Below are 25,281 nucleotides of genomic sequence, written 5' to 3'. Positions count from 1 at the left end.
TTCTGCGGGAGAGACTGTGCTGTGCCCGCGAAACATCTGGCTTGCCATCATTGGCATGTAAGGCTTACACAGCAGTGTCCGTGCCAAGCTAAAATAAAAGCTATATTTTTCAGTAAGCTGAAGCTTTTTTGGAGCAATGGCTGCTTGGTTGAAGGGGATTGCTTTGGGCCCAGGATAGGGCAGATAGCGCAGGAGCTGCGCTATCTTGGCGCAACCGGCTGTTACTTTTTCCTAAGCCGTTGAATGAGTGAGGAGGTGTCCCAACGATGGCCGCCCATTTCCTGCACGTCGCCATAAAACTGGTCCACCAATGCGGTGACGGGCAGGCGAGCATGATTTCGGCGCGCCTCTTGCAGGCAGATTCCCAGATCTTTTCGCATCCAGTCCACGGCAAAGCCGTGCTCGAATTCACCGGCAATCATGGTGCCTGAGCGGTTCTCCATCTGCCAGCTCTGTGCGGCTCCCTTGGAGATGACATCCACAACTTTCTGTGCATCGAGTCCGGCCTGCTCGGCAAAATGCAGAGCCTCAGACAGACCCTGAACCAGACCGGCGATGGCAATCTGGTTGACCATCTTGGTCTTCTGGCCACTTCCTGCAGGGCCCATGAGATTAACTGCCCGGGCGTAATGATTCATGATTGGCTCAGCTTTCGTGAACCCTCCCTGATCGCCACCACACATAATGGTAAGCATGCCGTTTTCTGCACCCTGTTGTCCTCCGGACACGGGCGCATCGATGAAACCCTGATGCCGGGCGGCCGCGTTTTTCGCAAGGCGCTCTGCGATGCCCGATGAAGCAGTGGTGTGGTCGATCAGGATGGCGCCTTCGGGAGCGTTGGCGATGATGCCGGCGTCGCCCTCAAACACTTCAATCAGATCTTTGTCGGCACCGACGCAGGTCATGACGAAGTCGGCGTCAGCGACAGCTTCGGCAATGGATGCGCAGGCTTTGCCGTCAAAATCCTTCGCCCATTGTTCGGCTTTTTGCTGGGTGCGGTTCCATACCCGAACGTTCAGGCCGGCTTTTGCCAAATGGCCGGCCATCGGATAGCCCATCACACCCAAACCGATAAAAGCGGCAGTCACTGTCATATTATTCTCCCTGGCTAGTTATTGCTTTTGTGAGTAATGAATCATCCAAGACTACAACAGGAAGGAGGGCGAGGATAACTGTCTGATCGTCGGGGTCGAGGGATTTCGCGGTGAGGGTCGCCGACTCTCAGGGCAAGGCAAAGCTGCCGGCAGTTCTGAGCTGCCAGCCCTAAAAGGGCTGGCGTATCCAACTGGAATTCAGGAAGCTACGCGGATCATCTCCAGTGCTTCCTTAAGGGTGCGTACAGACTCGGAATGGTCGCCTTGCTCATGCAGTCGTTCTCCCTCGTCCCGCAGGGATTTAACGTTCTGTTCTGTTTCGGGATCGAGTTGAGCGGTCTCGAGTTTTTGATCGATCTCGGAGACCAGTGCAGGGCACTGCCCGGCTGAGGCTGTTCCGATGAGCAACGTGCTGAGTACTAGTGCTATTAAGTAGCGCATGGCTTGTTCTCCCTGATGGGTTCACCTTGAAGGATAGTTTGTCTTTGGGGGCTTGGCCCGGGTTAGCATCAAAAGATCCTTAAGCAATGCGCTAGGCACAAAAAAGGCCGCTAAATCAGCGGCCTTTTTTGGTACTTCGTTTTCCGGCGATATTATCCCGGATAATCCTGTTTTTCAGGGCCAGTGTAAAGCTGGCGCGGACGCCCGATCCGGTAGTCGCCGCTGACCATTTCGTTCCAGTGCGAGAACCAGCCAATGGTGCGGGACAGGGCGAAGATGACCGTGAACATCGAGGTTGGGATACCCATGGCTTTCAGGATGATGCCGGAGTAGAAGTCGACGTTCGGATACAGCTTTCGCTGCACGAAATAGTCGTCTTCAAGGGCAATCTTTTCAAGCCGCTGGGCGATCTTCAGCAGGGGATCGTTTTCCAGGCCCAGTTCCTGAAGAACTTCATGAGCGGTCTCACGCATCACCTTGGCGCGCGGATCAAAGTTCTTGTACACCCGGTGCCCGAAGCCCATCAGGCGGAAGGGATCGTTCTTGTCCTTGGCCTTGGCGATGAACGTCTCAATGTTGGACTCGTCGCCAATTTCGGCAAGCATATCCAGTACGGCCTCGTTCGCGCCGCCGTGAGCCGGCCCCCACAGGGCTGCAATGCCGGAAGCGATGCAGGCGTATGGGTTGGCACCGGTTGAGCCCGCCAAGCGAACCGTAGAGGTAGAGGCGTTCTGCTCGTGGTCGGCGTGAAGAATGAAGATCCGATCCATAGCCTTGGCCAGAACCGGATTCGGCTTGTACTCCTCGCAGGGCACACCAAACATCATGTACAGGAAGTTCTCGGCATAGGTCAGATCGTTGCGAGGATACATAAATGGCTGACCAATGCTGTACTTGTAACACCAGGCGGCAATGGTTGGCATCTTGGCAATCAGGCGATGCGCCGTGATTTCACGCTGGCGCTCGTCGGCGACATCCATCTGGTCGTGATAGAACGCAGACAGGGCGCCCACAACACCACACATAATGGCCATCGGATGCGCGTCACGGCGGAAGCCGTGGAAGAAGTTGCGCATCTGATCGTGAAGCATGGTGTGATTTTTAATGGTGCTGTGGAACTGCTGGTTCTCTTCTTTGGTCGGCAGGCGTCCCTTCAGCAGCAGGTAGCACACTTCGAGGTAGTCCGAGTGCTCTGCCAGCTGGTCAATGGGGTAGCCGCGATGAAGGAGAACGCCATTGGCGCCATCGATATAGGTGATGGCTGATTCGCAGGCTGCGGTAGATACGAAACCTGGGTCGTAAGTGAAAACACCTTCCTGAACCAAGGCGCGAACGTCAATTACGTCAGGGCCGACGGTGCCAGAATACACCGGTAACTCAATGGACTTATCTCCCACCGAGAGCGTGGCTTTCCTGTCGGTCATGGGACTCTCCTATATGGATATGTCAGCTTGTCAGCTCTTTATGCATGAAAAAATGCGCTAAGGAAGGCGCGTATTATCGCAAAACTGGCGGCAAAATATAGGGCGTTGGCTTTTTTTGTCAATGGAAGAGTCCGGAAATCATAATTTTTTGCCCTGGTTGTAAATCAGTGAAACCACCGATGGGTCCTGTGTTACCGCCTGGCCCGCCGTCAGAATATTTGGTTGTTCTTTAACCTACTGAATTGCCGGGGCCTAACAAAATTGCTCCGTTTGTAATTAGAAAGGGTACTCCTTATAATCCGTAGCCCGGAATTGGGGATGTACGCCGTTTAGGTGTCGACGACGCATCGGCGCCAACTGTGGTCATCCTTCCTCCAGCATCAAGCGTATGCCCATCGAGTCGGCAAACGTTTCTATATACCAACTCCGCAACCGGTTTTCCGGTCACGCGGCCACTTTAAGAGAGAGTGTGAGAGCGCTGTGAATAATAATCGACCAGTAAATCTCGATCTCGGCAAGTTCCATTTTCCGCTGCCAGCCATAACGTCCATCCTGCATCGTATCAGTGGCATCATCATTTTTGTCGGTGTCGCCTTCATGTTGTACGGACTGCAGCTTTCCCTGTCCGGGGAAGCCGGCTTCAGTCGTGTAAGTGAGTTGCTGGACAGTTTTCTAGCCAAGCTGATTGTCTGGGGCATTTTGTCTGCTCTTCTTTACCACTTGGTTGCAGGTATCAAGCACCTGCTTATGGATGTGGGTATTGGTGAAGAGCTTGAGACCGGTCGTCTCGCCTCCAAGATCACCATCGGTGTTTCCGTCGTTCTTATTGTTCTGGCAGGAGTTTGGGTATGGTAAACAGTGTTACCAATCTGGGTCGTAGCGGCGTCTACGACTGGCTGATTCAGCGCGTAACTGCCTATGTTTTGGCGCTCTATACAATCTTTTTGCTGGGCTTCATGGTTACGACGGACGTCAACTATGAAACCTGGTCTGCCTTGTTCGGCCAAACCTGGTTCCGAATCTTTACGCTCCTGGCGCTGCTTTCTATCGGCGCTCACGCATGGGTGGGGCTGTGGACGGTCACAACCGACTATATCAAGGCAGTGGGTCCGCGTTTTCTGGTCCAGGCGGCGTGTGGCCTGACCATGTTCGTGTACCTGGTCTGGGGTATTCAGATTCTTTGGGGGCTTTAATTAATGGCTAACATCAAGACCATGTCTTACGACGCGATCGTTATCGGTGGCGGCGGTGCCGGTATGCGGGCCGCCCTTCAGTTGACCGAGTCCGGCGTCAACACGGCGTGTATCACTAAAGTATTTCCCACCCGTTCTCACACGGTTTCGGCCCAGGGTGGCATAACCTGTGCCATTGCCAGCGCAGATCCCAATGATGACTGGCGCTGGCACATGTATGACACCGTCAAGGGTTCTGACTACATCGGTGACCAGGACGCGATCGAGTACATGTGCTCGGTAGGGCCTCAGGCTGTGTTTGAGCTCGAGCATATGGGGCTGCCATTCTCCCGGACAGAGCAGGGGCGCATTTATCAGCGTCCGTTCGGTGGTCAGTCCAAGGACTATGGGAAGGGCGGTCAGGCTGCGCGCACCTGCGCGGCTGCGGACCGTACAGGTCACGCCCTGCTGCATACTCTGTATCAGGCCAACCTGAAAGGTGGCACCACGTTCCTGAACGAGTGGTACGCCGTCGATCTGGTGAAAAACTCCAAGAATGAAGTGGTTGGTGTTGTCGCCATCGAAATTGAAACCGGCGAAGTGGCTTACATCAAGTCCAAGGCAACCGTACTGGCAACTGGTGGTGCCGGTCGCATTTACGCCTCCACCACCAACGCCCTGATTAATACCGGCGACGGGATCGGAATGGCGTTGCGGGCGGGCTTCCCGATGCAGGATATGGAGATGTGGCAATTCCACCCGACCGGCATCCACGGAGCCGGTACCCTGGTGACCGAGGGTTGCCGTGGTGAGGGTGGTTACCTGATCAACTCCGAAGGCGAGCGTTTCATGGAGCGTTACGCCCCGAACGCTAAAGATTTGGCGGGCCGGGATGTGGTTGCTCGCTCCATGGTTATCGAGATTCTGGAAGGTCGCGGCTGCGGACCTGACAAGGATCACGTACTGCTGAAGCTGGATCACCTGGGTGAGGAAACCCTGAACCTGCGTCTGCCGGGTATCTGTGAGCTGTCTCGCACCTTTGCACACGTAGATCCGGTCAAAGAGCCGATTCCGGTGGTTCCGACCTGTCACTACATGATGGGTGGTATCCCGACGAACGTGGGCGGCCAGGCGCTGACCCAGGATGAAAGCGGCAACGATCAGCCGATTCCAGGTCTGTTCGCGTGCGGTGAGGCGGCCTGTGTATCTGTTCATGGTGCCAACCGTCTGGGTGGCAACTCCCTGCTGGATCTGGTGGTCTTTGGTCGTGCGGCTGGCCTTCACATTGAAGAGCAGCTCCGTAACGGTTTCGAAGTGGATGAAGCCAGCGAAGAAGATATCCAGCGTGCGATGGCCCGCCTTGATCGTCTGGATGCGGCGTCCGAGGGTGAGAGCGTTGCTGAAGTTCGCAAGGATCTTCAGAACGTCATGCAGCTCTATTTCGGCGTATTCCGTGATGGCGACAGCATGGAAGAAGGTCTGAAAAAGCTGGAAGAGATTGGCGACCGGGTGAAGAAGACCAAGTTGGCCGACACCAGCAAGGCCTTCAACACTGCGCGGATCGAAGCGCTCGAACTGGATAACCTCTACGAGGTTGCCGTGGCGACTGCCAAGTCGGCGTTTGAACGCAAAGAAAGTCGTGGCGCTCACGCCCGTAATGATTTCACCGAACGTGACGACGAGAACTGGCTGAAGCACTCGCTGTACTTCCCGCTGGAGCAACGGGTGGGCAAGCGCGATGTAAACTTTGCGCCGAAGACCGTGGATACCTTTGAACCGAAGATTCGGACTTATTAAGGGGGTAAAGACAATGTTGGTAAGCCTGTACCGCTATAATCCGGAAACCGATAACGCCCCTTATATGCAGGACGTGAATCTTGAGTTGCCTGAGGGTAAAGACCTGATGGTGCTGGACGTTCTGAATCTGCTCAAGGAAAAAGACCCGAGCGTGTCTTACCGCCGTTCCTGTCGGGAAGGTGTTTGCGGTTCCGATGGCATGAACATGAACGGCAAGAACGGCTTGGCCTGTATTACCCCGGTTTCTCAGGTGGTGAAAGGGGATAAGCTGGTTCTGCGTCCGCTGCCCGGGCTGCCGGTCATTCGCGACCTCGTGGTTGATATGAGCCTGTTCTACCAGCAGTACGAGAAGGTCATGCCTTACCTGGTGAACAATACGCCCGCACCGGCCATTGAGCGCCTGCAAAGCCCGGAAGATCGCGAGAAGCTGGATGGATTGTACGAGTGTATTCTCTGCGCATGCTGCTCCACCTCTTGTCCTTCTTTCTGGTGGAACCCCGATAAGTTTATCGGGCCGGCCGGCTTGCTTCAGGCGTACCGGTTCCTCGCGGACAGCCGAGACACTGCCCAGGCAGAGCGACTGGCAAATCTGGATGACCCGTTCAGTGTATTCCGCTGCCGGGGTATCATGAACTGTGTAAGTGTTTGCCCGAAAGGTCTGAACCCCACAAGGGCTATCGGCCACATTCGTAACCTCCTGCTGCAGCGGGCGACATAAGCAGCAGAAGTTTTGCCAAACGCTATACTGTTCTGATTAATTTGCACCCTGAAGGCCCTGCAATGACGCAGGGCTTTCAACCAAAGGCTTATAGTCAAAAGTCGAACTCGGGTGCACACTACGCGAGCCGGAGATGGAGCTTACAAGGCTGTGTCTCGGCTTGACGAGTATCAAACTGATGGGGAATGGAAAACATCCAGGTCCGGTCGGTGGCCAAAGTTGAGTCCGTAAAACCCGTATTGACTGAAAGTTACCCCTGGCCCACCATTCCGGACACCCCCCACACCAGCCCAAGGTGAGCTATTCAAAATGCACGAAAGCATCATGGAGCAGCTATGGCAGACCTCCCATCTTCAAGGAGGAAATCTTGCCTACGTTGAACAGCTTTTTGAGACCTACCTGACTGATCCCAATGCCGTTCCGGAAGAATGGCGAAATTATTTCGACAAACTGCCCAGTGTTGATGGCCAGCATGGGCGAGACATTATTCATTCGTCCATTCGCGAGCAATTTGAGCACATTTCCCGGAACCAGCGTTTTCTTTCGGGGCAGGGCGTACCTGCCAGTGCCACCAGCCACGCGGATCGGAAGCAAATTCGCGTCCTGCAGCTTATTAATGCGTACCGCTTTCGGGGGCACCAGGAAGCCAAGCTGGATCCGCTGGGCGTGTGGCAGCGGCCTCGTGTCGAAGATCTCAATATAGCGTTCCATGAACTCACCGACTCTGATCTCGATCTGGAGTTCCAGACCGGGTCACTTAATTTTGGTGCCGAAACGCTGAAGCTCCGGGATATCGTTGACGGGCTTCGCGCCACGTATTGCGAGAGTATCGGTGCCGAATACATGCACGTGGTCGATACCCGCATCAAGCGCTGGTTCCAGCATCGTATGGAACCGGTGCGCTCCCGTCCTGGTTATGAAGCGGGCACGCGGAAACATATCCTTGAGCGCCTCACGGCTGCGGAAGGCCTGGAGAAATATCTCGGCTCACGTTATCCGGGTGTGAAGCGCTTTGGTCTTGAGGGCGGTGAGAGTCTGATCCCGTGCCTGGATGAACTGATTCAGCGGGCCGGCTCTTATGGTGCGAAAGAAATTGTTCTGGGTATGGCGCACCGTGGTCGCCTGAACGTTCTGGTCAACACCTTGGGTAAAAGCCCGAAAGAACTGTTTGATGAATTTGAGGGTCGCAAGCTGGCCGACTCCGGTTCCGGCGACGTCAAGTATCACCAGGGCTTCTCGTCAAACGTAATGACGCCGGGTGGCGAAGTCCATTTGGCCATGGCGTTTAACCCGTCTCACCTTGAAATTGTGTCTCCTGTTGTCGAAGGCTCCGTTCGGGCCCGCCAGACGCGGCGTGATGATAATGACGGCAGCCAGGTTGTGCCGATTATCATGCACGGTGACGCGGCGTTTGCCGGCCAGGGCGTGGTCATGGAAACCTTCCAGGCGTCCCAGACCCGGGGCTACGGCGTTGGCGGCACCATTCATATCGTGGTCAACAATCAGGTTGGTTTTACCACCAGCAAGCAGGAAGACGCGCGTTCAACAGAGTACTGCACCGACATTGCCAAGATGGTTCAGGCGCCGATTCTGCACGTGAACGCGGACGATCCTGAAGCGGTTGTTTTCGCAACCCAAATGGCCATGGACTACCGAAACGAGTTCAAGGGTGACGTGGTCATTGATCTGGTTTGTTACCGGCGTCGAGGTCACAACGAGGCCGACGAGCCGGCCGCGACGCAGCCGCAGATGTACGAGAAAATCCGAAAGCTCAAGACGACCCGCGCGCTGTATGCGGAGTACCTGGTCGCTGAGGGTGTGATCGCGGAGGAAGAAGCCAAGCAGATGGAGGGCGACTACCGTGACGCGCTTGACGATGGCGGCCACGTGGTCAAATCGCTGGTCAAGGAGCCGAACAAAAAGCTCTACGTAGACTGGACTCCCTACCTCGGGCACGAGTGGACTGCCAAGTGCAAGAGCAGTGTGCCACTCAAGAAGATTCAGGCGTTGGGCAAGAAACTGACATCGGTCCCTGAAGGTTTTGCAATTCAGCGCCAGGTATCCAAGATTGTCAGCGACCGCGAAAAGATGACCGCAGGCGCGCTTTCCCTGAACTGGGGTTACGCTGAGGTGATGGCGTACGCCACGCTGCTGGATGAGGGGCATCCGATCCGCATTACAGGTCAGGACGTGGGTCGGGGTACTTTCTCACACCGGCACGCGGTTCTGCACAACCAGAAAGACGGGTCCCAGCATATCGCGCTGGCGAAACTCTCGGATGACCAGCCGAAATTCGAAATTTATGACTCTTTCCTGTCGGAAGAGGCAGTCATGGCCTTCGAATACGGATACGCAACCACGGCACCCGATGGACTGGTGGTCTGGGAGGCCCAGTTTGGTGACTTCGCCAACGGTGCACAGGTTGTTATTGATCAGTTCCTGACCAGTGGTGAGCATAAATGGGGTCGGCTGTGTGGCCTGACTCTGCTGCTGCCACACGGCTATGAAGGTCAGGGGCCAGAGCACAGTTCTGCTCGATTGGAGCGTTTTCTGCAGATGTGTGCGGAACACAACATCCAGGTGTGCGTGCCCACCACGCCGTCGCAGGTGTTCCATATGCTGCGTCGCCAGGTCAAGCGTCCGCTGCGCAAGCCGCTGGTTGCGATCACGCCAAAGAGTCTGCTTCGCCATAAGGAGGCGACGTCAGAGCTGGATGATCTGACCACTGGCACCTTCCAGACGGTTCTGCCAGAGAAGGAACCTTCCGATCCCAAGAAGGTGACCCGCCTGATCATGTGCAGCGGCAAGGTGTATTTCGATCTTCTTGAAAAGAAGAAAGCCGAAGAGCGCGACGATGTCGTGATTCTGCGGATCGAGCAGCTGTATCCGTTCCCAGCAGACGACCTGGATGCGTTGCTGGCACCGTACACCAAGCTGAAGCATGTGGTCTGGTGTCAGGAGGAACCGATGAACCAGGGCGCCTGGTACCCGAGCCAGCATCACATGCGTAACGCGCTTCAGCGCCTGAATCCAAAACTCTATCTCCAGTATGCCGGTCGTGAGGCGTCTGCTGCCCCTGCCTGTGGACATATGTCTGTCCACATAGAGGAGCAGAAAAAGCTGGTTAACGATGCGTTTGAAATCTGACGAGCTACCGAACTAAGGATCCGTAATGTCAACTGAGATTAAAGCCCCCGTTTTCCCGGAGTCGGTCGCAGAAGGCACCGTTGCGACCTGGCACAAGCAGCCGGGCGAAGCCTGTTCACGCGACGAACTGATTGTCGATATCGAAACCGACAAGGTGGTTCTTGAGGTGGTTGCACCCGCTGATGGTGTGATTGAGGAAATCCTCAAGGGTGAAGGCGACACCTGTGAGAGCGGTGAAGTAATCGGAAAGTTCAAGGAAGGCGCTACTGGCGCGGCCAAGCCGGCCGAACCGAAAGCTGAAGCGCAGCAGCCCGAAGCTGAAAGCGCCCCAGCTTCATCTGAGTCCGCGTCCGGTGATGCCATCCTGAGCCCGGCAGCACGGAAACTGGCTGAGGAAAACAACGTTGATCCGAATGCCATCAAGGGCACAGGCAAAGACGGCCGTGTCACCAAAGAAGACGTTCAGGCCCACATCGATGGCGCCAAGTCCAGTGCCAAGCCCGCAGCGGCAGCTGCGGCGATGCCGGAAGTGAATGTTGCTGCTGGTGAGCGGGCTGAAAAGCGTGTTCCGATGACCCGTCTGCGCGCGAGCATCGCCAAGCGCCTTGTCGACGCTCAGCAGAACGCCGCCATGCTGACGACGTTCAACGAAGTGAACATGAAGCCGGTCATGGAGCTGCGCAAGCAGTACAAAGACAGCTTCGAGAAGCGTCACGGTGTCAAGCTGGGCTTTATGTCTTTCTTCGCCAAGGCTGCTACCGAAGCGCTCAAGCGTTTCCCGGCGGTGAACGCGTCCATCGATGGTAACGACATGGTTTACCACGGTTACCAGGACATCGGTGTGGCCGTTTCCACCGATCGTGGCCTGGTTGTTCCGGTTGTGCGTGACGTCGATGCATTGGGTCTGGCTGATATTGAGAAGAAAATCATCGAATACGGCACCAAGGCTCGCGATGGCAAGCTGGGCATCGAAGATATGACTGGCGGCACCTTTACCATCACCAACGGTGGTATTTTTGGCTCGCTGATCTCTACGCCGATCCTGAATCCGCCGCAGACCGCAATCCTTGGCATGCACAAGATTCAAGAGCGTCCGATGGCAGTGAACGGGCAGGTAGAAATCCTGCCTATGATGTACCTGGCGTTGTCCTACGATCACCGCATGATCGATGGCAAGGAAGCGGTACAGTTCCTGGTTGCTATTAAAGAGATGCTGGAAGACCCGGCGCGTATTCTGCTGGACGTGTGAACGGACCATTAACGAATCACAAAACGGGATAAATTATGTCTGATAAGTTCGACGTCATTGTTATCGGTGCTGGTCCGGGCGGTTATGTGGCCGCTATCAAGGCCGCACAACTTGGCCTGAAAACGGCCTGTGTTGAATCCTGGACGTCCAAAGACGGCAAAAAGCAGGTGCTGGGCGGTACCTGTCTTAATGTGGGCTGCATTCCTTCCAAGGCTTTGTTGGAAATTTCCCACAAGTATGAGGAAGCCAGCCACGACTACGAAATGCAGGGCATCATCGCCAAAGATATCAAGATGGATATCGCCAAGATGATGGAGCGCAAAAGTGGCATCGTGAACCAGTTGACCGGAGGAATCGCCGGTCTGTTCAAGAGCAATGGTGTTACCTCCATTCACGGCCACGGTAAGCTGCTGGCGAACCGGAAGGTTGAGGTAACCGACAAGGATGGTAATACCTCGGTGTATGAAGCCGAGAATGTCATTCTGGCATCCGGGTCCAAGCCGATTGAAATCCCACCCGCACCGTTCGACGGTGAGCACATCGTGGATTCCGAGGGTGCGCTTGAGTTTGACGAAGTGCCCAAGCGTCTGGGCGTAATCGGTGCCGGCGTTATCGGGCTCGAACTGGGCAGCGTGTGGGCTCGTCTGGGTGCTGAAGTAACGGTAATCGAAGCGCAGGACACTTTCCTGCCGGCGATTGACCAGCAAATTGCAAAAGACGCCATGAAGCAGTTCCAGAAGCAGGGGCTGAACATCGTCATGGGCGCACGCATGACGGGAGCTGAAGTCAAGCGTAAGCTGGTTAACGTCACCTATGAAGACAGCAAGGGCAAGCACGAAGAGAAGTTCGACAAGCTGATTGTCGCGGTTGGTCGTCGCCCGTATACCGACAACCTTCTGGCCGAAGATTCCGGTGTGCAGATGGATGAGCGCGGATTCATCTTCGTTGACGATACGTGCAAGACCGAAGCACCGGGTGTCTGGGCAATCGGCGACGTCGTCCGTGGTCCGATGCTGGCACACAAGGCGTCCGAAGAGGGCGTTATGGTTGCCGAGCGGATCGCCGGGCACAAGCCTCAGGTGAACTACGATTGCATCCCGAATGTCATCTACACGGCGCCGGAAGTTGCCTGGGTTGGCAAAACTGAGGAGCAGTTGAAGGCCGAGGGTGAAGAGTACAATGTGGGTGTTTTCCCGTTCGCGGCCAATGGCCGTGCCATGGCCGCAAACGCGGCGTCCGGCATGGTGAAGATTGTCGCCGACGCGAAGACCGATCGCATTTTGGGCTTCCATGTGATTGGCCCTCAGGCGTCTGAAATCGTCGCCCAAGGCGTTATTGCCATGGAATTCGGTTCCAGCGCTGAAGATCTGGCTTTGACCTGTTTCGCACATCCGACTCTGTCGGAGTCCGTGCACGAAGCAGCTCTGGCCGTAGGTGGTGGCGCGATCCATGTCGCCAACCGCCGCAAAAAGAAGTAACGCAGAACAGGAATCAGGGGCGCCAATGACGGCGCCCCACTGCCTTTAAACGGCTGGATTCCGGCTGCGTACGGCAGGTTGAGGTGATCCCCGGCCTGCCACATCGAATTCGCAATAGCCGCTCCGGAGACCGGAGTCGGCGCGGGTTCATTTTCCGTATGTGGTTATCCTCCATCAGAAAGCGGGACATTAACTATGAATTTGCACGAATATCAGGGCAAGCAGCTGTTCGCTGAGTACGGCCTGCCCGTATCCAAGGGCATTGCCTGTGATACCCCTAAAGAAGCTGCAGCAGCAGCGGACGAGATCGGCGGTGACGGCTGGGTGGTAAAAGCCCAGGTTCACGCAGGTGGTCGCGGTAAGGCCGGCGGTGTAAAGCTGGTCAAGAGCAAAGACGAAATCCGCGAGTTTGCTGAAAAGTGGCTGGGCAACAATCTGGTTACTTACCAGACCGACGAAAACGGCCAGCCGGTTAGCAAGATTCTGGTGGAATCCCTCACTGACATTGATCAGGAACTTTACCTGGGTGCTGTCGTTGACCGAGGAAGCCGTCGCGTCGTATTCATGGCGTCCACCGAGGGCGGTGTGGAAATCGAAAAAGTCGCGGAAGAGACTCCCGAAAAGATCCTGAAGGCCGAAATCGATCCGCTGGTTGGCGCGCAGCCATATCAGGGCCGCGAATTGGCGTTCAAGCTGGGTCTGGAAGGTAAGCAGATCGGTCAGTTCACCAAGATCTTCATGGGCCTGGCCAAGTTGTTCGAAGAGTGCGACCTGGCTCTGGTTGAAATCAACCCGTTGGTTATTACACCGGCCGGTGATCTGCACTGCCTAGACGCGAAAGTAGGCGTGGACGGCAACGCCCTGTATCGCCAGAAGAAGATTCACGAGATGCACGATCCGTCTCAGGAAGATTCGCGTGAAGCCGAAGCGGCCAAGTGGGAGCTGAACTACGTCGCTCTGGAAGGTAACATTGGTTGCATGGTGAACGGTGCTGGCCTTGCAATGGGCACTATGGACATCATCAAGCTGTCTGGTGGCCAGCCGGCAAACTTCCTGGACGTAGGTGGCGGCGCGACCAAAGAGCGCGTGTCTGAAGCGTTCAAGATCATCCTGTCTGACGACAATGTGCAGGCCGTTCTGGTGAACATCTTCGGTGGTATCGTTCGCTGCGACATGATCGCAGAGGGCATCATCGGTGCTGTTAAGGAAGTTGGCGTAAAAGTACCTGTTGTGGTTCGTCTGGAAGGTAACAACGCTGAGTTGGGCACTAAAGTGCTGGCAGAGAGTGGTTTGAACATCATCGCCGCTACCAGCCTCTCCAACGCCGCAGAGCAAGTCGTTAAAGCCGCAGGGGGTAAGTAATGAGCATCCTGATCAATAAAGACACCAAGGTTATCTGTCAGGGCTTTACCGGCTCTCAGGGCACCTTCCACTCCGAGCAGGCCATTGAGTACGGTACCCAGATGGTTGGCGGTGTAAGCCCTGGTAAGGGTGGAACCGAGCACCTCGGACTTCCGGTTTTCAACACCGTTCGCGAAGCGGTTGAGAAGACCGGAGCGGAAGCCACCGTTATCTACGTTCCGGCACCGTTCTGTAAAGACGCCATCATCGAAGCCGCTGACGCTGGTATTCAGCTGATTGTCTGCATCACCGAAGGCATTCCGACCATCGACATGCTGTACGCCAAAGAATACGTTGATCGTAAAGGCGTTCGCATGATCGGGCCGAACTGCCCGGGTCTGATTACTCCGGACGAGTGCAAGATCGGCATCATGCCTGGCCACATTCACAAGAAGGGTAAGGTGGGTATTGTTTCCCGCTCCGGTACCCTGACTTACGAAGCGGTCAAGCAGACCACTGATTTCGGTTACGGTCAGTCCACCTGTGTCGGCATCGGTGGTGACCCGATTCCGGGCTCCAACTTCATCGATATCCTGAAGTTGCTTCAGGAAGATCCGGAAACCGAGGCGATCGTAATGATCGGCGAAATCGGTGGTACCGCTGAAGAAGAAGCCGCGGCCTTTATCAAGGACAACGTAACCAAACCGGTTGTGTCCTACATCGCCGGTGTTACGGCGCCTCCGGGCAAGCGTATGGGCCACGCTGGCGCCATCATTGCCGGTGGCAAGGGCACCGCGGACGACAAGTTTGCTGCGCTGGAAGCGGCGGGCGTCAAGACCGTTCGCAGCCTGGCCGATATTGGCAAGGCGCTGAAAGAGGCGACGGGCTGGTAAGCCTTCCCCTCTGAAAAGCCCCCGTTTCTGCACTGCAGGGCGGGGGTTTTTTATTTATAATGCCTGACCGCCTGATTTATCATGGCGTTCCCAAACAAATGAAGGAGTTCGTGCTTTGAGTTCTGTAGATTCCCAGCAGCGGGTATTGTCCGGAATGCGTCCTACCGGCAAGCTACATCTTGGCCACTACCATGGTGTGCTGAAAAACTGGGTTAAGCTCCAGCACGAATTTGAATGTTTCTTCTTCGTGGCAGATTGGCATGCATTGACCACGGATTATGAAGACCCAAGCAAGATTGAGCAGAGTACCTGGGACATGGTGATTGACTGGCTTGCTGCGGGCGTTAACCCGGGCTCGTCGACGATGTTCATTCAGTCGCAGGTGCCCGAGCACGCCGAATTGCACCTGCTTTTGTCAATGATTACGCCGTTGGGTTGGCTGGAGCGGGTTCCTACCTTTAAAGACCAGCAAGAAAAGCTTCGTGAAAAAGACCTGGCGACCTATGGCTTTCTGGGGTACCCCTTGCTTCAGTCGGCCGACATTCTGATCTATCGGGCCGGAAAGGTGCCGGTCGGTGCCGACCAGGTGTCCCACGTGGAAATCACTCGCGAGATCGCCCGCCGATTCAATCACATCTACGGCCGTGAGCCCGGCTTTGAGGAACAGGCCGAGGCTGCCATCGTCAAGATGGGCAAGAAAAACGGGAAGCTCTATCGCACCCTGAAAAAACGGTACCAGGAGGAAGGCGATCTCGAAGCGCTGGAAACCGCCCGAGCCCTGCTGAAAGAGCAGCAGAATATATCTCTTGGCGACCGCGAGCGCCTGTACGGCTACATTGAGGGCGGCGGCAAAGTGATTCTTCCCGAGCCTCAGCCTTTACTGACGCAGGAATCCAAGATGCCGGGTCTTGATGGCCAGAAGATGTCCAAGTCCTACAACAACACGATTGGGCTGCGGGAAGAGCCTGACAGCGTCGTGCAGAAAATCCGTACCATGCAAACGGATCCGCAGCGGGTACGCCGGACCGATCCGGGCGAGCCAGAAAAATGCCCGGTGTGGGAAATGCATAAGATTTACTCCGATGGCGATACTCAGGAGTGGGTTCAGAACGGATGTCGCAGTGCTGGCATCGGATGCCTGGACTGCAAGAAGCCGCTGATGGATGCCATCGTTGAGGAGCAGCGCCCACTGCATGAGCGAGCGCGGGAATACGAAAGCAATCCGGACCTCGTTCACTCTATCCTTCAGGAAGGCCGGGAACACGCCCGGGATGCTGCCCGTGATACTCTGGAAGAGGTTCGTGCAGCCATGGGTCTGCATTATCGATAAACGCATCTGTTGCTGAGGTGGCAGATCCAGTTTTCTGAAGGGCAGATTCATGACCGACGATACGTCCGGTGCAGTCGCAATAGAAGAGCCTGCAGCAGCCTCGCCAGAGGCCGAGCCACTGGCGCGTGTGTCGGGAAAACCGGTCGTCGATCTGCCCAAGGATCTCTATATCCCGCCCGATGCGCTGGCGGTTTTTCTCGAGGCGTTTGAAGGGCCGCTTGATTTGCTGCTTTACCTGATCCGTCGCCAGAATATGAACATTCTGGAGGTGGATGTCAGCGAAATTACTCGCCAGTACATGGATTACATTACTGCGGCTGAAGCAATGCGTTTCGAATTGGCGGCCGAGTATCTGGTGATGGCGGCTACGCTCGCCGAGATTAAGTCGCGGATGTTACTGCCACGCCAGGAAAGTGAGGATGAAGACGACCTGGATCCCCGGGCAGAGCTTATCCGCCGACTCCAGCAGTACGAGCGGTTCAAGAAGGCGGCTGAAGATATTGACGAAATGCCCCGGCTGGAGCGGGAGAATTTCCTCGTATCGGCGGCGTTACCCAAACTTCCCTCGAGTCAGCCTCATCCCGATGTCGATCTGAAAGAGATGCTTCTGGCGCTGCAGGGCGTGCTGCGAAGGGCTGATCTGTTCACCAGTCACCACGTTGAGCGGGAAAAACTCTCCACCCGGGAGCGTATGTCAGCGATTCTGTCGATTTTGCAGGACGATGCGTTTGTCACCTTCGAGAGCTTGTTCACGCCGGAGGAGGGTCGGCTGGGGGTGGTCGTTACCTTTCTCGCCACCCTTGAGCTGGTCAAAGAACAGCTCGTGGAAGTGGTTCAGGCAGAGGTGCTGGGGCCTATCCACATGCGGGCCCGCGCAGCGAGTTAACGATAACAACCGGCACAGTTCCGGTCCCAACCAGATCATGCGTTATCGCTTATGAACCAAGAACAACTGTTACGAATCCAGGCCATTACTGAAGCCGCATTGCTGGCGGCAGCCAAACCGTTGAGTCTCGAGCAGCTGCGGGAGTTGTTTCCTGAAGCGGAGCGTCCCGCTCGACAGGTCATGGAGCATGTAATGGTCATGCTTGACGGTGCCTGTGTCGGTCGTGGCTTTGAACTGAAAAAGGTCGCAAGTGGCTATCGGCTGCAGGTTCGGGAAGAATTCGGACCCTGGGTGGGGCGCCTGTTCGAGGAGAAACCTCAGCGCTATTCCCGGGCTTTGCTGGAAACCCTGGCCTTGATCGCTTATCGGCAACCGATCACCCGGGGGGAAATTGAAGATATCCGTGGCGTCACGGTAAGCAGCAATATCATTCGGACGCTTCTTGAGCGAGAGTGGGTGCGTGTTGTCGGGCATCGCGATGTGCCCGGAAGGCCGGCGATGTACGCAACGACCAAACAATTTCTCGACTACTTTAACCTGACGGGGCTGGATCAGTTGCCGCCGTTGTCGGAAATCCGAGACTTGGAAGAGATTGGTCGGGAAATCGAGAAAAACATACAGGCCGAGATCGATTTTAATTCCGCCTCCAACACCGAGTCGGAAGACCAAACTATTCATTAACTCCGATCATTCGGAGTTCAGGCAGGCTTGAAGGATACACTATGTCATCAGAACACCCGAAGCACGGCAAACACGCGGCCGCCAATGCACCTGGCGAGGGTGGCCCGGAGCGCATCCAGAAGCTTCTTGCCCGTGCGGGTGTCGGGTCGCGCAGGGAAATCGAAGCCTGGATGACTGAAGGCCGGCTTGTCGTCAACGGGCAGCCTGTGTCTCCGGGGCAGAAAGCGACGGTTGCAGACCGCTTCGAACTGGATGGCAAGCGCCTGGAAGTCGCTGCCGCTGCTGATCTCGTCCGGCGCGTGCTGATTTACAACAAGCCCGAAGGTGAGGTTACCAGCCGAAAGGATCCGGAAGGTCGTCGAACGGTGTTCGATCGCTTGCCCCGACTGAAAGAACAGCGCTGGATCTCAATTGGCCGGTTGGACATCAATACGACCGGTCTGGTCCTGTTTACCACCGACGGCGAATTGGCGAACCGTCTGATGCACCCTTCGAACGAAATCGACCGGGAATACGCGGTTCGGATTTTTGGCGAGGTGGACGACGCCATGATTGAACGACTGCTTGAAGGTGTGCTGCTTGATGACGGCATGGCGAAATTCAGCGACATTTCTCCGGCCGGTGGCAGCGGCATCAATCGCTGGTTCCATGTCACCTTGCTGGAGGGCCGTAATCGAGAGGTTCGCCGCCTGTGGGAGTCCCAGGGGGTTCGGGTTAGCCGTCTGAAACGTGTGCGTTACGGGCCAGTGTTCCTGCCCAGCCGTCTGACCCTCGGGAAGTGGGAAGAACTGGATCAGAAGGGTGTGGATGCGCTCAGCCGGGCTGTAGGTTTGACGCCGGTGGCCATTCCCAAGAAAACACCAAACGAAAAAGCGGCTCAAGATCGTCAGCGCCGCAAGAGCCCGGGGCTCAAAAGTCAGAAGGCAAAAGGTGGTCGCTGGGACGTCAGCGATTCGGCCCCGGAGAAATCGAGGCGCCAGAGTCCGAGTCCGCGCGGGAAAGGGCGTACGTCCCGCAAGCCCGGTTAGGCAATCGCCGCAAACACCTCGGTCCGATTCCGGCCTTTCTGCTTGGCCCGATACAGGGCCTCATCAGCCCGGGCAACCCACTGCTCGGGCTGTTCTCCCTTGAGGTGGGTAGCAACGCCAAAGCTGGCTGTTGCAGTAATCCGTTCTCCGCCTGCATCCACGGTGATCTCTGAAACCGTACGACGAATCCGTTCGGCGACGTCCCGGGCGTCCTGCTCGCCGGTATGAGGCAGCAGTACTGCGAACTCTTCCCCGCCAAACCGGTAAACGCTATCGGAAGTTCGTAGGGCACGCTCAAGACACTCTCCAACCCGACGCAGCAGATGATCCCCTGCGACATGGCCGTAGGTATCGTTGACCTGTTTAAAGTGATCGAGGTCGACGAGGATCAGCGAATACGCCTGTCCGTGGCGATCGGACAGACTGCTGGCGCGCAACAGATTGTCGTCCAGCGCGCGCTTATTGGGGATGCCGGTCAGCGAGTCGGTCAGGGCAGCCTGCTCAATCGCGATATAGCGACAGGCATTTCGGACCGAGTAAATCGCCGCGCCGATCAGTGTTTCAATACCCTGTAATTCTTCCTCGGAAAAGCGTTGGCGTCGGCATATGGTGAGCGTGCCGTAGAAATCCCCCTCCAGATTCAGGCGATACTCACACCGGTGCTGTCCACCGAGCCCGGTGGAATAGACGAATTCTTGACGCGCGATACGGTGGCGGTAGGTGAGAGTATCGAACGGTACGATGTCAGACAGTTCCTCGGCCAGGATTCCCAGTTGTTCTTCCAGCGCAAGCGTCGTACTCAGACGCTGGGTCAGGCGAGTAATTACGTTTGAGGCGCTGCTCCAGTCCTGGTGCGCCTGTTTCAGGGCGGCCAGCTTTCGCGGTTGGGAAGGTGTTGCCTGAATTGAGGGAATGTTTTTCACGTCAGTTCGCCATTCTGGTTTAGGGGCATCCGATTTGCTCTGGATACACCGAAAGCGGAAACCATGCCTAATGGCTAAAAAAACATAAAAAACAGATAGATAATGAGTTAATTTGGTGGGCGATCGATGTTCGGTATGGGCCGGCGCCAAAATCCCGGCGCAAAAATGCCGGTTCACACGCATCAAGAACGTAAAATCTGGCGTCCGGGGGATTGGGCGGCGTCTTGGCTGTGGTAAACTTTTGCGCTTGTGTGTCGCGTCCGAAGAAGTGAGCAAGGATACCTATGAGGTTTCAGGCCCCGGAAAGTCTTTCTGAACAAATCGCCCAGCATCTTGGCCATCGGATTATCACTCGTGATTTGAAGCCAGGTGAGCGGATTCAGGAGTTGAAGGTATCCGGCGAACTCAATGTCAGTCGGGGCTCTGTTCGCGAGGCGTTGCTGATTCTTGAGCGACGGCATCTGGTTGAAATTTTCCCTCGTCGCGGCGCAGTCGTATCGAGCTTGACCACAGAACGCATCAACAGCCTTTACGACATATACATCAATTTACTCTGCATGTTGGGCCGCAAGGTAATGGAACGCTGGTCCGGCGAAAACCTGACGGGCGTGGTTGCTCAGGTGAAGCAGATCCAGGGTGTCATCGATGGCGTGTCGTCGAACAACGCCGATGCCGCGCAGAAGGTGATGGAAGCCGGTTTCGGATTGATGCGTTACGCCTACGGTCTGGTTGAAAACCCGTTTCTGGAAGAAACCCTGGAGAATTTCCGGCCCGCCATCAGCCGCACCTATTACGTCGCCCTTGAGCATTTCAGGGAGGGCATTGGCGAAACCGAACGCTTCTTTAGCGAGCTGGGTGAAGCCATTCTGTCCGACGATGGCGAACGGCTGGAGAAGGCCATCGAAGCCTTTGGCGAGCACCAGCGCCAGCAGGTTCTCAGTATCCTAAAGGAAGAGGCAATCGGCTGATATGCGGCTGAAATCCATCAAGCTTGCTGGCTTCAAATCGTTCGTCGATCCGACGACTGTGCCGTTCCCCTCCAACATGACTGCGGTGGTGGGGCCCAACGGTTGTGGTAAGTCCAATATCATCGATGCGGTTCGCTGGGTGATGGGCGAAAGCTCCGCAAAATACCTGCGGGGCGAATCCATGACCGACGTTATCTTCAATGGCTCCAGTGCTCGCAAGCCCGTCGGCCAGGCCTCTATTGAGCTGGTTTTCGACAACAGCGACGGCTCAGCCCCGGGCGAATTTGTCCGTTTTAACGAAATATCGGTGCGCCGGAGGGTGTCGCGGGAAGGGCAGTCGGAGTATTTTCTGAACGGCTCCAAGTGTCGGCGTCGCGATATTACCGATCTTTTTCTGGGCACCGGTCTTGGGCCACGCAGTTACGCCATTATTGAGCAGGGCATGATTTCCCGTTTGATTGAAGCCAAGCCCGAGGAATTGCGGGTTTACATCGAAGAGGCTGCGGGGATCTCGAAATACAAGGAGCGGCGCAAGGAAACCGAAAACCGTATCCGGCGTACCCAGGAAAACCTGGAACGACTGACCGACTTGCGGGATGAGCTGGGTCGGCAGCTGCAGCACCTGGAGCGCCAGGCCGCCGCGGCGGAAAAGTATAAGACCTTCAAGCAGGAAGAGCGGCAGAAGAAAGCAGAACTGACGGTACTTCGGTGGCAGACCCTGGACAACGATCTGCAGAGTTGGCGGGAAAAAATCCGCGACACCGAACTGGAACTCGAGAAGTTCCTGACCGAGCGCGTGAACCTGGAGACGTCGCTGGAAACCCTTCGTGAAGACCACCACGAACGCAACGATCATTTTAACAAGGCCCAGGCTCGTTATTATGAAGCCGGAGCCGACATTGCCCGTATCGAGCAGAGCCTGGAACATCAGAAAGAGCGAAGCCGGCAAACCGCTGCTGAACTGGACCAGGCGCTGGCCAGCCAAACGGAGCTGGCCCGGGAACTGAGCCAGGATGAGCAGAAGCTGACTGGCGTCCAGGAAGAGCTGGACATGCTCGAACCAGAGCTGGAATCCCTGAGTATCCGGTCGGAAGAATCCGGCGAAAAGCTGCAGATGGCCGAAGAGGCCATGGCCGACTGGCAACAACGCTGGGAAGAGTTCAGTAGCCGTTCGTCGGACGCACGTCGGGAAGCGGAATTGGCGCAATCCCGCATCCGCTCGGTTGAAGATGCCATTGAGCAACTGCGAAACCGCAAGCAGAAACTTGAAGACGAGCGCGAACTTCTGGACGGCCAGTTAGACCGGGCCGAATTGGAGGAGTTGCTGGAGCAGCAGGAATCTCTGGAGCTTCGGAGGGAAGACGCCGCAGAGCAAATCGGTTCCATCCAGGATGACCTCTATGCGGCGCGTCAGAATCAGAAACAGGCTGAACAGCGGGTGGCGGATGAACGGCAAAACGTTCAAAGCCTGCGCGCGTCACTGGATTCCCAGCAATCACTTCTGGACGAGCAGCTTGGCGGCCAGGATGACGCTCTGCAAACCTGGCTGCTTGAGCAGAACCTGGCGGAGGCGCCGCGGCTGGCCGGACGGCTTCGTATCGACGATGGCTGGGAGTTTGCGCTGGAGCAGGTTATCGGGCGGTTATCCCAGGCCGTCACGCTGACCGAGCTGGAGAGCCTCAACGACTCGTTGAGATCGGCACCCAAAGGTCTGGCACTGGTCAGTTCCCGGTCCGAATCTGGCACCACCCAACCGGGCACGCTGGCTGCCAAGGTATCGGGTAGCTCCGCGCTGAATTCTTTGCTGGCAGGCATCAAGACGGCGCCGGATATTGATCGGGCGCTTGCCGATCGCGCTGGCCTGGCCGATGGCGAGAGTGTCATTACGCCTCTTGGCGAATGGGTGGCCCGGGACTGGGTATTAATGCCTGACTCAGATGCCGGCCATATCGGTGTCATCGAGCGGCAGAAAAAAGTCAGCGCGCTGAGTGCGCAACTGCAGGAGGCCGAAGAGGCCTTGCAAGCAGCCAGTGACCAGTTGGAAGCGTGCCTGGAGCGGTCTGAACGGGCGGAAGCGTCGCGCGAGGATGCCCAAGCCAGGCTGACCGATGCAGAGCGTGACCTGAGTTCGCTCGGTTCTCGGATCAGTGGGCTGCGAGCCCGTGCCGAGCAGATTGATGCGCGTCTGCAACGAATTGGTGACGACTTGGCCGACGTGTCTCTCAGCCTTGACGATCAAAACGAGGTCCTGCAGCAGGCCCGGGAAGAATGGCAGCAGGCGCTGGTAACGTCGGAAGATAGCGATGAGGAGAAAGAACGCTTGCTGGAGCGCCGAGACGTGCTTCGGGAAGATCTTGATCGCCTGCGTCAGGAGGCCCGCCACGACCGGGATCACGCTCATCAGCTTCAGCTTCAGCTACAGTCGCTGCGCAGTCAGCGGGATGGCTTGCGTCAAACCCTCGAACGCATGCAAATGCAGAAAGAGCGCAATGAGGAGCGCCTGGAAATCCTCCGCGAAACCCGGGAAAGCGCCGAAGAGCCCATGGAGGATCTTCAGATGCAGCTCGAAGGGCTGCTCGACCGGCGACTCGCCGAGGAGCAGAAGCTGGGCTCGGCCCGTGACGCGCTGGAGGACATTGATCGAAAAGTCCGGGATATCGAGCAGGGCAGAAGCCGAATTGATCACGTCATCCAGGATGTTCGCTCAACACTCGAGAAGCTGAAAATGGAATCTCAGGCTCTGGAGATTCGCTCGAGCAACCAGATTGAACAGTTGCAGGAGCTGGACGTTAAACTCCAGGATATCCTGACCCAGCTGCCAGAGGGCGCCAATGAAAAAGATTGGGCGGACGAACTGGAAAAAATTGGCAACCGGATTCAACGGCTGGGTGCGATCAACCTGGCTGCGATCGAGGAATACCAGGTTCAGAGCGAGCGCAAAACGTATCTGGATACCCAGAATGATGATCTGATGGAGGCGCTGGAAACGCTCGAAAATGCCATTCGCAAGATCGATCGGGAAACCCGTCAGCGTTTCAAGGAAACTTTTGATCAGATTAACAGTGGGTTGCAGGCGTTGTTCCCCAAGGTATTTGGCGGCGGAAACGCTTATCTGGAACTCACTGGCGAGGATTTGCTTGAAACCGGGGTGGCAATCATGGCGCGGCCGCCCGGAAAAAAGAACAGTACCATTCACCTGCTGTCCGGGGGCGAGAAAGCGCTCACCGCCATTGCGCTGGTGTTTTCTATCTTCCAGCTCAATCCCGCGCCCTTCTGTATGTTGGACGAGGTGGATGCGCCCCTGGATGATGCCAACGTAGGCCGTTATGCCAACATGGTTAAGGAAATGTCCAAGCAGGTGCAGTTCATTTACATTACCCATAACAAGATTGCCATGGAGATGGCAGATCAGTTGATGGGGGTCACCATGCACGAACCCGGTTGCTCGAGATTGGTTTCGGTCGACGTGGAGGAAGCCGCAGCTCTGGCCGAAGCCTGATGTTGCTTTCAGGGCCATAGAAAAAACGTTCAAGGATGACAATAACGCCATCTGGCCCGGGTGTGCGTTGTATTCGTAACGGGGTTTTCTTAGAGTAATACAGTCACCCGAGCCGCAAACAGGACAGCTCTACTATGTCACTTAGGGAATGGTTATTTGCCATCGGCGCCCTCTTGATTATCGGTATTGTTATTGACGGAATTCGCCGAATTCACCGGGCGCGCAAGGACTCAATTGCTATTTCATCCGGAATGGGCGCAGACGAATTAAAGGAATCGCCTCTGGATGAAGACTACAATCCTGAGTTGCCGAACGGGGGCGCTCGCACCATCTCCAGGGAGACTCTGGAAGAGCGTGGCTATGTGAAACGGGAACGATCCAATCGTTTCGGCAGTCCCAAGCCCAAACCAACCCGTCCGGTGGTCGGTAAAACGGAGCCAGAGGAAGATCGCGGCGAATCAGAGTCCGAGGCAGACTGGGACAACGGTGTCGCCGGTCAGGACGCGTCGTTAGAGCAACCGGATACGGGCTGGGGGGCTACGGACGATGAGCCGGTCGCTGATGATGAAATCCTTGGCGAGCCACGGGTGGTGACGCCGCAACCTGTGCCCAAGCCGGAGCCAAAAACATCGGACGAGGAAGAGCTTCCCACCGTCACGGAAGTAGAGGAAGACACCGCTCGCAGAGAACCCGCCAAACCAAAAGAGGGCCGGCCGCTGGCAGGTGCCAACCGTCCCGAGGCCCGGGAAGTCGTTGTGATCAATGTTCTGGCTCGGGATAACGCTGAATTCAAAGGCCCTGACCTGCAGAAACTGTTCGAGGCTTGTGGCTTGGAATACGGTGATATGGATATATATCACCGGCACGAATCGGCAGATACCACAAGCCCGGTGCAGTTTAGCGTTGCCAGCGCCGTGGAACCCGGAACTTTTAAGCCGAAAGACATCCCGGCCCTGTCTACCCCCGGGATCAGCTTTTTTATGAGCATGCCAGGCCCTCACAATGCCTTACAGGCGTTCGATTTCATGCTCGAAACGGCTCAGTGTGTTGTCCGGAATCTCGGCGGCGAACTGAAGGATGAGCGCCGAAGTGTGATGACCCCACAGACGGTCGAGCATTGCCGCCAGCGTATCCGGGAATTTGAGCGTAAACAGCGGTCGCAACGGGTCTGATCAGACAGGCGGCGGCAGATATCGAATGGATGCCCGGATT

20 protein-coding genes are annotated in these 25,281 nt (G+C 56.2%); 16 read left to right on the top strand and 4 right to left on the bottom strand.

Annotated elements, in window-relative coordinates; translation table 11 throughout:
- Positions 1-221: 221 nt before the first annotated feature.
- The 3 genes from LPB19_RS12770 to gltA form a co-directional block, all read right to left on the bottom strand.
- Positions 222-1,094 (bottom strand): NAD(P)-dependent oxidoreductase, encoded by an 873-nt coding sequence (locus LPB19_RS12770; protein ID WP_206643283.1) that lies wholly within the window; start codon positions 1,092-1,094, stop codon positions 222-224.
- A 198-nt stretch (positions 1,095-1,292) separates the two neighbouring features.
- Complete coding sequence (locus LPB19_RS12765; protein WP_206643282.1) at positions 1,293-1,535, bottom strand: hypothetical protein; 243 nt, start codon at positions 1,533-1,535, stop codon at positions 1,293-1,295.
- A 152-nt stretch (positions 1,536-1,687) separates the two neighbouring features.
- Positions 1,688-2,959 (bottom strand): citrate synthase, encoded by a 1,272-nt coding sequence (gltA, locus tag LPB19_RS12760; protein WP_206643281.1) that lies wholly within the window; start codon positions 2,957-2,959, stop codon positions 1,688-1,690.
- A 480-nt stretch (positions 2,960-3,439) separates the two neighbouring features.
- Here gltA and sdhC point away from each other — a divergent pair, with 480 nt between their 5' ends.
- The 13 genes from sdhC (at position 3,440) to rluB (ending at position 18,679) form a co-directional block, all read left to right on the top strand.
- Entirely contained in the window at positions 3,440-3,814 is a 375-nt protein-coding gene (sdhC, locus tag LPB19_RS12755) for a succinate dehydrogenase, cytochrome b556 subunit (RefSeq protein ID WP_206643280.1), read from the top strand.
- Positions 3,808-4,152 carry a succinate dehydrogenase, hydrophobic membrane anchor protein gene (gene sdhD / locus LPB19_RS12750; protein WP_206643279.1) on the top strand — a complete coding sequence of 115 codons (345 nt, stop codon included), beginning with the start codon at positions 3,808-3,810 and terminating at the stop codon, positions 4,150-4,152. Before sdhC ends, sdhD begins: the two co-directional genes overlap by 7 nt.
- Before the next feature lie 3 nt (positions 4,153-4,155).
- Complete coding sequence (sdhA, locus tag LPB19_RS12745; RefSeq protein ID WP_206643278.1) at positions 4,156-5,928, top strand: succinate dehydrogenase flavoprotein subunit; 1,773 nt, start codon at positions 4,156-4,158, stop codon at positions 5,926-5,928.
- Positions 5,929-5,941: 13 nt separating this feature from the next.
- On the top strand, positions 5,942-6,646 hold the full coding sequence (locus LPB19_RS12740; RefSeq protein WP_206643277.1) for a succinate dehydrogenase iron-sulfur subunit: 705 nt from the start codon (positions 5,942-5,944) through the stop codon (positions 6,644-6,646).
- 309 nt (positions 6,647-6,955) lie between these two features.
- Entirely contained in the window at positions 6,956-9,793 is a 2,838-nt protein-coding gene (locus tag LPB19_RS12735) for a 2-oxoglutarate dehydrogenase E1 component (RefSeq protein WP_206643276.1), read from the top strand.
- Positions 9,794-9,818: 25 nt separating this feature from the next.
- Positions 9,819-11,042, top strand: coding sequence for a 2-oxoglutarate dehydrogenase complex dihydrolipoyllysine-residue succinyltransferase (gene odhB, locus LPB19_RS12730; RefSeq protein WP_206643275.1), 1,224 nt, complete (start codon positions 9,819-9,821; stop codon positions 11,040-11,042).
- Between the two features lie 35 nt (positions 11,043-11,077).
- A complete protein-coding gene (gene lpdA / locus LPB19_RS12725; protein ID WP_206643274.1) occupies positions 11,078-12,520 on the top strand; it encodes a dihydrolipoyl dehydrogenase in 1,443 nt (480 codons plus the stop codon).
- A gap of 195 nt (positions 12,521-12,715) precedes the next feature.
- Positions 12,716-13,882 (top strand): ADP-forming succinate--CoA ligase subunit beta, encoded by a 1,167-nt coding sequence (gene sucC, locus LPB19_RS12720; protein ID WP_206643273.1) that lies wholly within the window; start codon positions 12,716-12,718, stop codon positions 13,880-13,882.
- On the top strand, positions 13,882-14,754 hold the full coding sequence (gene sucD / locus LPB19_RS12715; RefSeq protein ID WP_206643272.1) for a succinate--CoA ligase subunit alpha: 873 nt from the start codon (positions 13,882-13,884) through the stop codon (positions 14,752-14,754). Before sucC ends, sucD begins: the two co-directional genes overlap by 1 nt.
- A 154-nt stretch (positions 14,755-14,908) precedes the next feature.
- Positions 14,909-16,084: a tryptophan--tRNA ligase gene (locus tag LPB19_RS12710; RefSeq protein WP_266097068.1), complete on the top strand. Its 1,176-nt coding sequence runs from the start codon at positions 14,909-14,911 to the stop codon at positions 16,082-16,084.
- 49 nt (positions 16,085-16,133) lie between these two features.
- Positions 16,134-16,970: a segregation and condensation protein A gene (locus tag LPB19_RS12705; RefSeq protein ID WP_206643270.1), complete on the top strand. Its 837-nt coding sequence runs from the start codon at positions 16,134-16,136 to the stop codon at positions 16,968-16,970.
- Between the two features lie 51 nt (positions 16,971-17,021).
- Entirely contained in the window at positions 17,022-17,651 is a 630-nt protein-coding gene (gene scpB, locus LPB19_RS12700; protein ID WP_206643269.1) for an SMC-Scp complex subunit ScpB, read from the top strand.
- Positions 17,652-17,692: 41 nt separating this feature from the next.
- Positions 17,693-18,679, top strand: coding sequence for a 23S rRNA pseudouridine(2605) synthase RluB (gene rluB / locus LPB19_RS12695; RefSeq protein WP_206643268.1), 987 nt, complete (start codon positions 17,693-17,695; stop codon positions 18,677-18,679).
- Here rluB and LPB19_RS12690 read toward each other — a convergent pair.
- Positions 18,676-19,602: a GGDEF domain-containing protein gene (locus LPB19_RS12690; RefSeq protein ID WP_206643267.1), complete on the bottom strand. Its 927-nt coding sequence runs from the start codon at positions 19,600-19,602 to the stop codon at positions 18,676-18,678. The two genes, rluB and LPB19_RS12690, sit on opposite strands and share 4 nt — an antisense overlap.
- 284 nt (positions 19,603-19,886) lie before the next feature.
- Here LPB19_RS12690 and LPB19_RS12685 point away from each other — a divergent pair, with 284 nt between their 5' ends.
- The 3 genes from LPB19_RS12685 (at position 19,887) to zipA (ending at position 25,241) form a co-directional block, all read left to right on the top strand.
- The gene (locus LPB19_RS12685; RefSeq protein WP_206643266.1) at positions 19,887-20,570 is read left to right on the top strand and encodes a GntR family transcriptional regulator; all 684 of its coding nucleotides are present in this window, start codon (positions 19,887-19,889) and stop codon (positions 20,568-20,570) included.
- A gap of 1 nt (position 20,571) precedes the next feature.
- Complete coding sequence (gene smc / locus LPB19_RS12680) at positions 20,572-24,069, top strand: chromosome segregation protein SMC (RefSeq protein WP_206643265.1); 3,498 nt, start codon at positions 20,572-20,574, stop codon at positions 24,067-24,069.
- Positions 24,070-24,203: 134 nt separating this feature from the next.
- Positions 24,204-25,241 carry a cell division protein ZipA gene (gene zipA, locus LPB19_RS12675; RefSeq protein ID WP_206643264.1) on the top strand — a complete coding sequence of 346 codons (1,038 nt, stop codon included), beginning with the start codon at positions 24,204-24,206 and terminating at the stop codon, positions 25,239-25,241.
- Positions 25,242-25,281: the final 40 nt, after the last annotated feature.

The organism is Marinobacter salinisoli, from assembly GCF_017301335.1.
GTDB lineage: Bacteria > Pseudomonadota > Gammaproteobacteria > Pseudomonadales > Oleiphilaceae > Marinobacter > Marinobacter salinisoli.
Note: the sequence above shows the minus strand (reverse complement) of the source record. Positions and strands in the feature narration are given on the sequence as shown.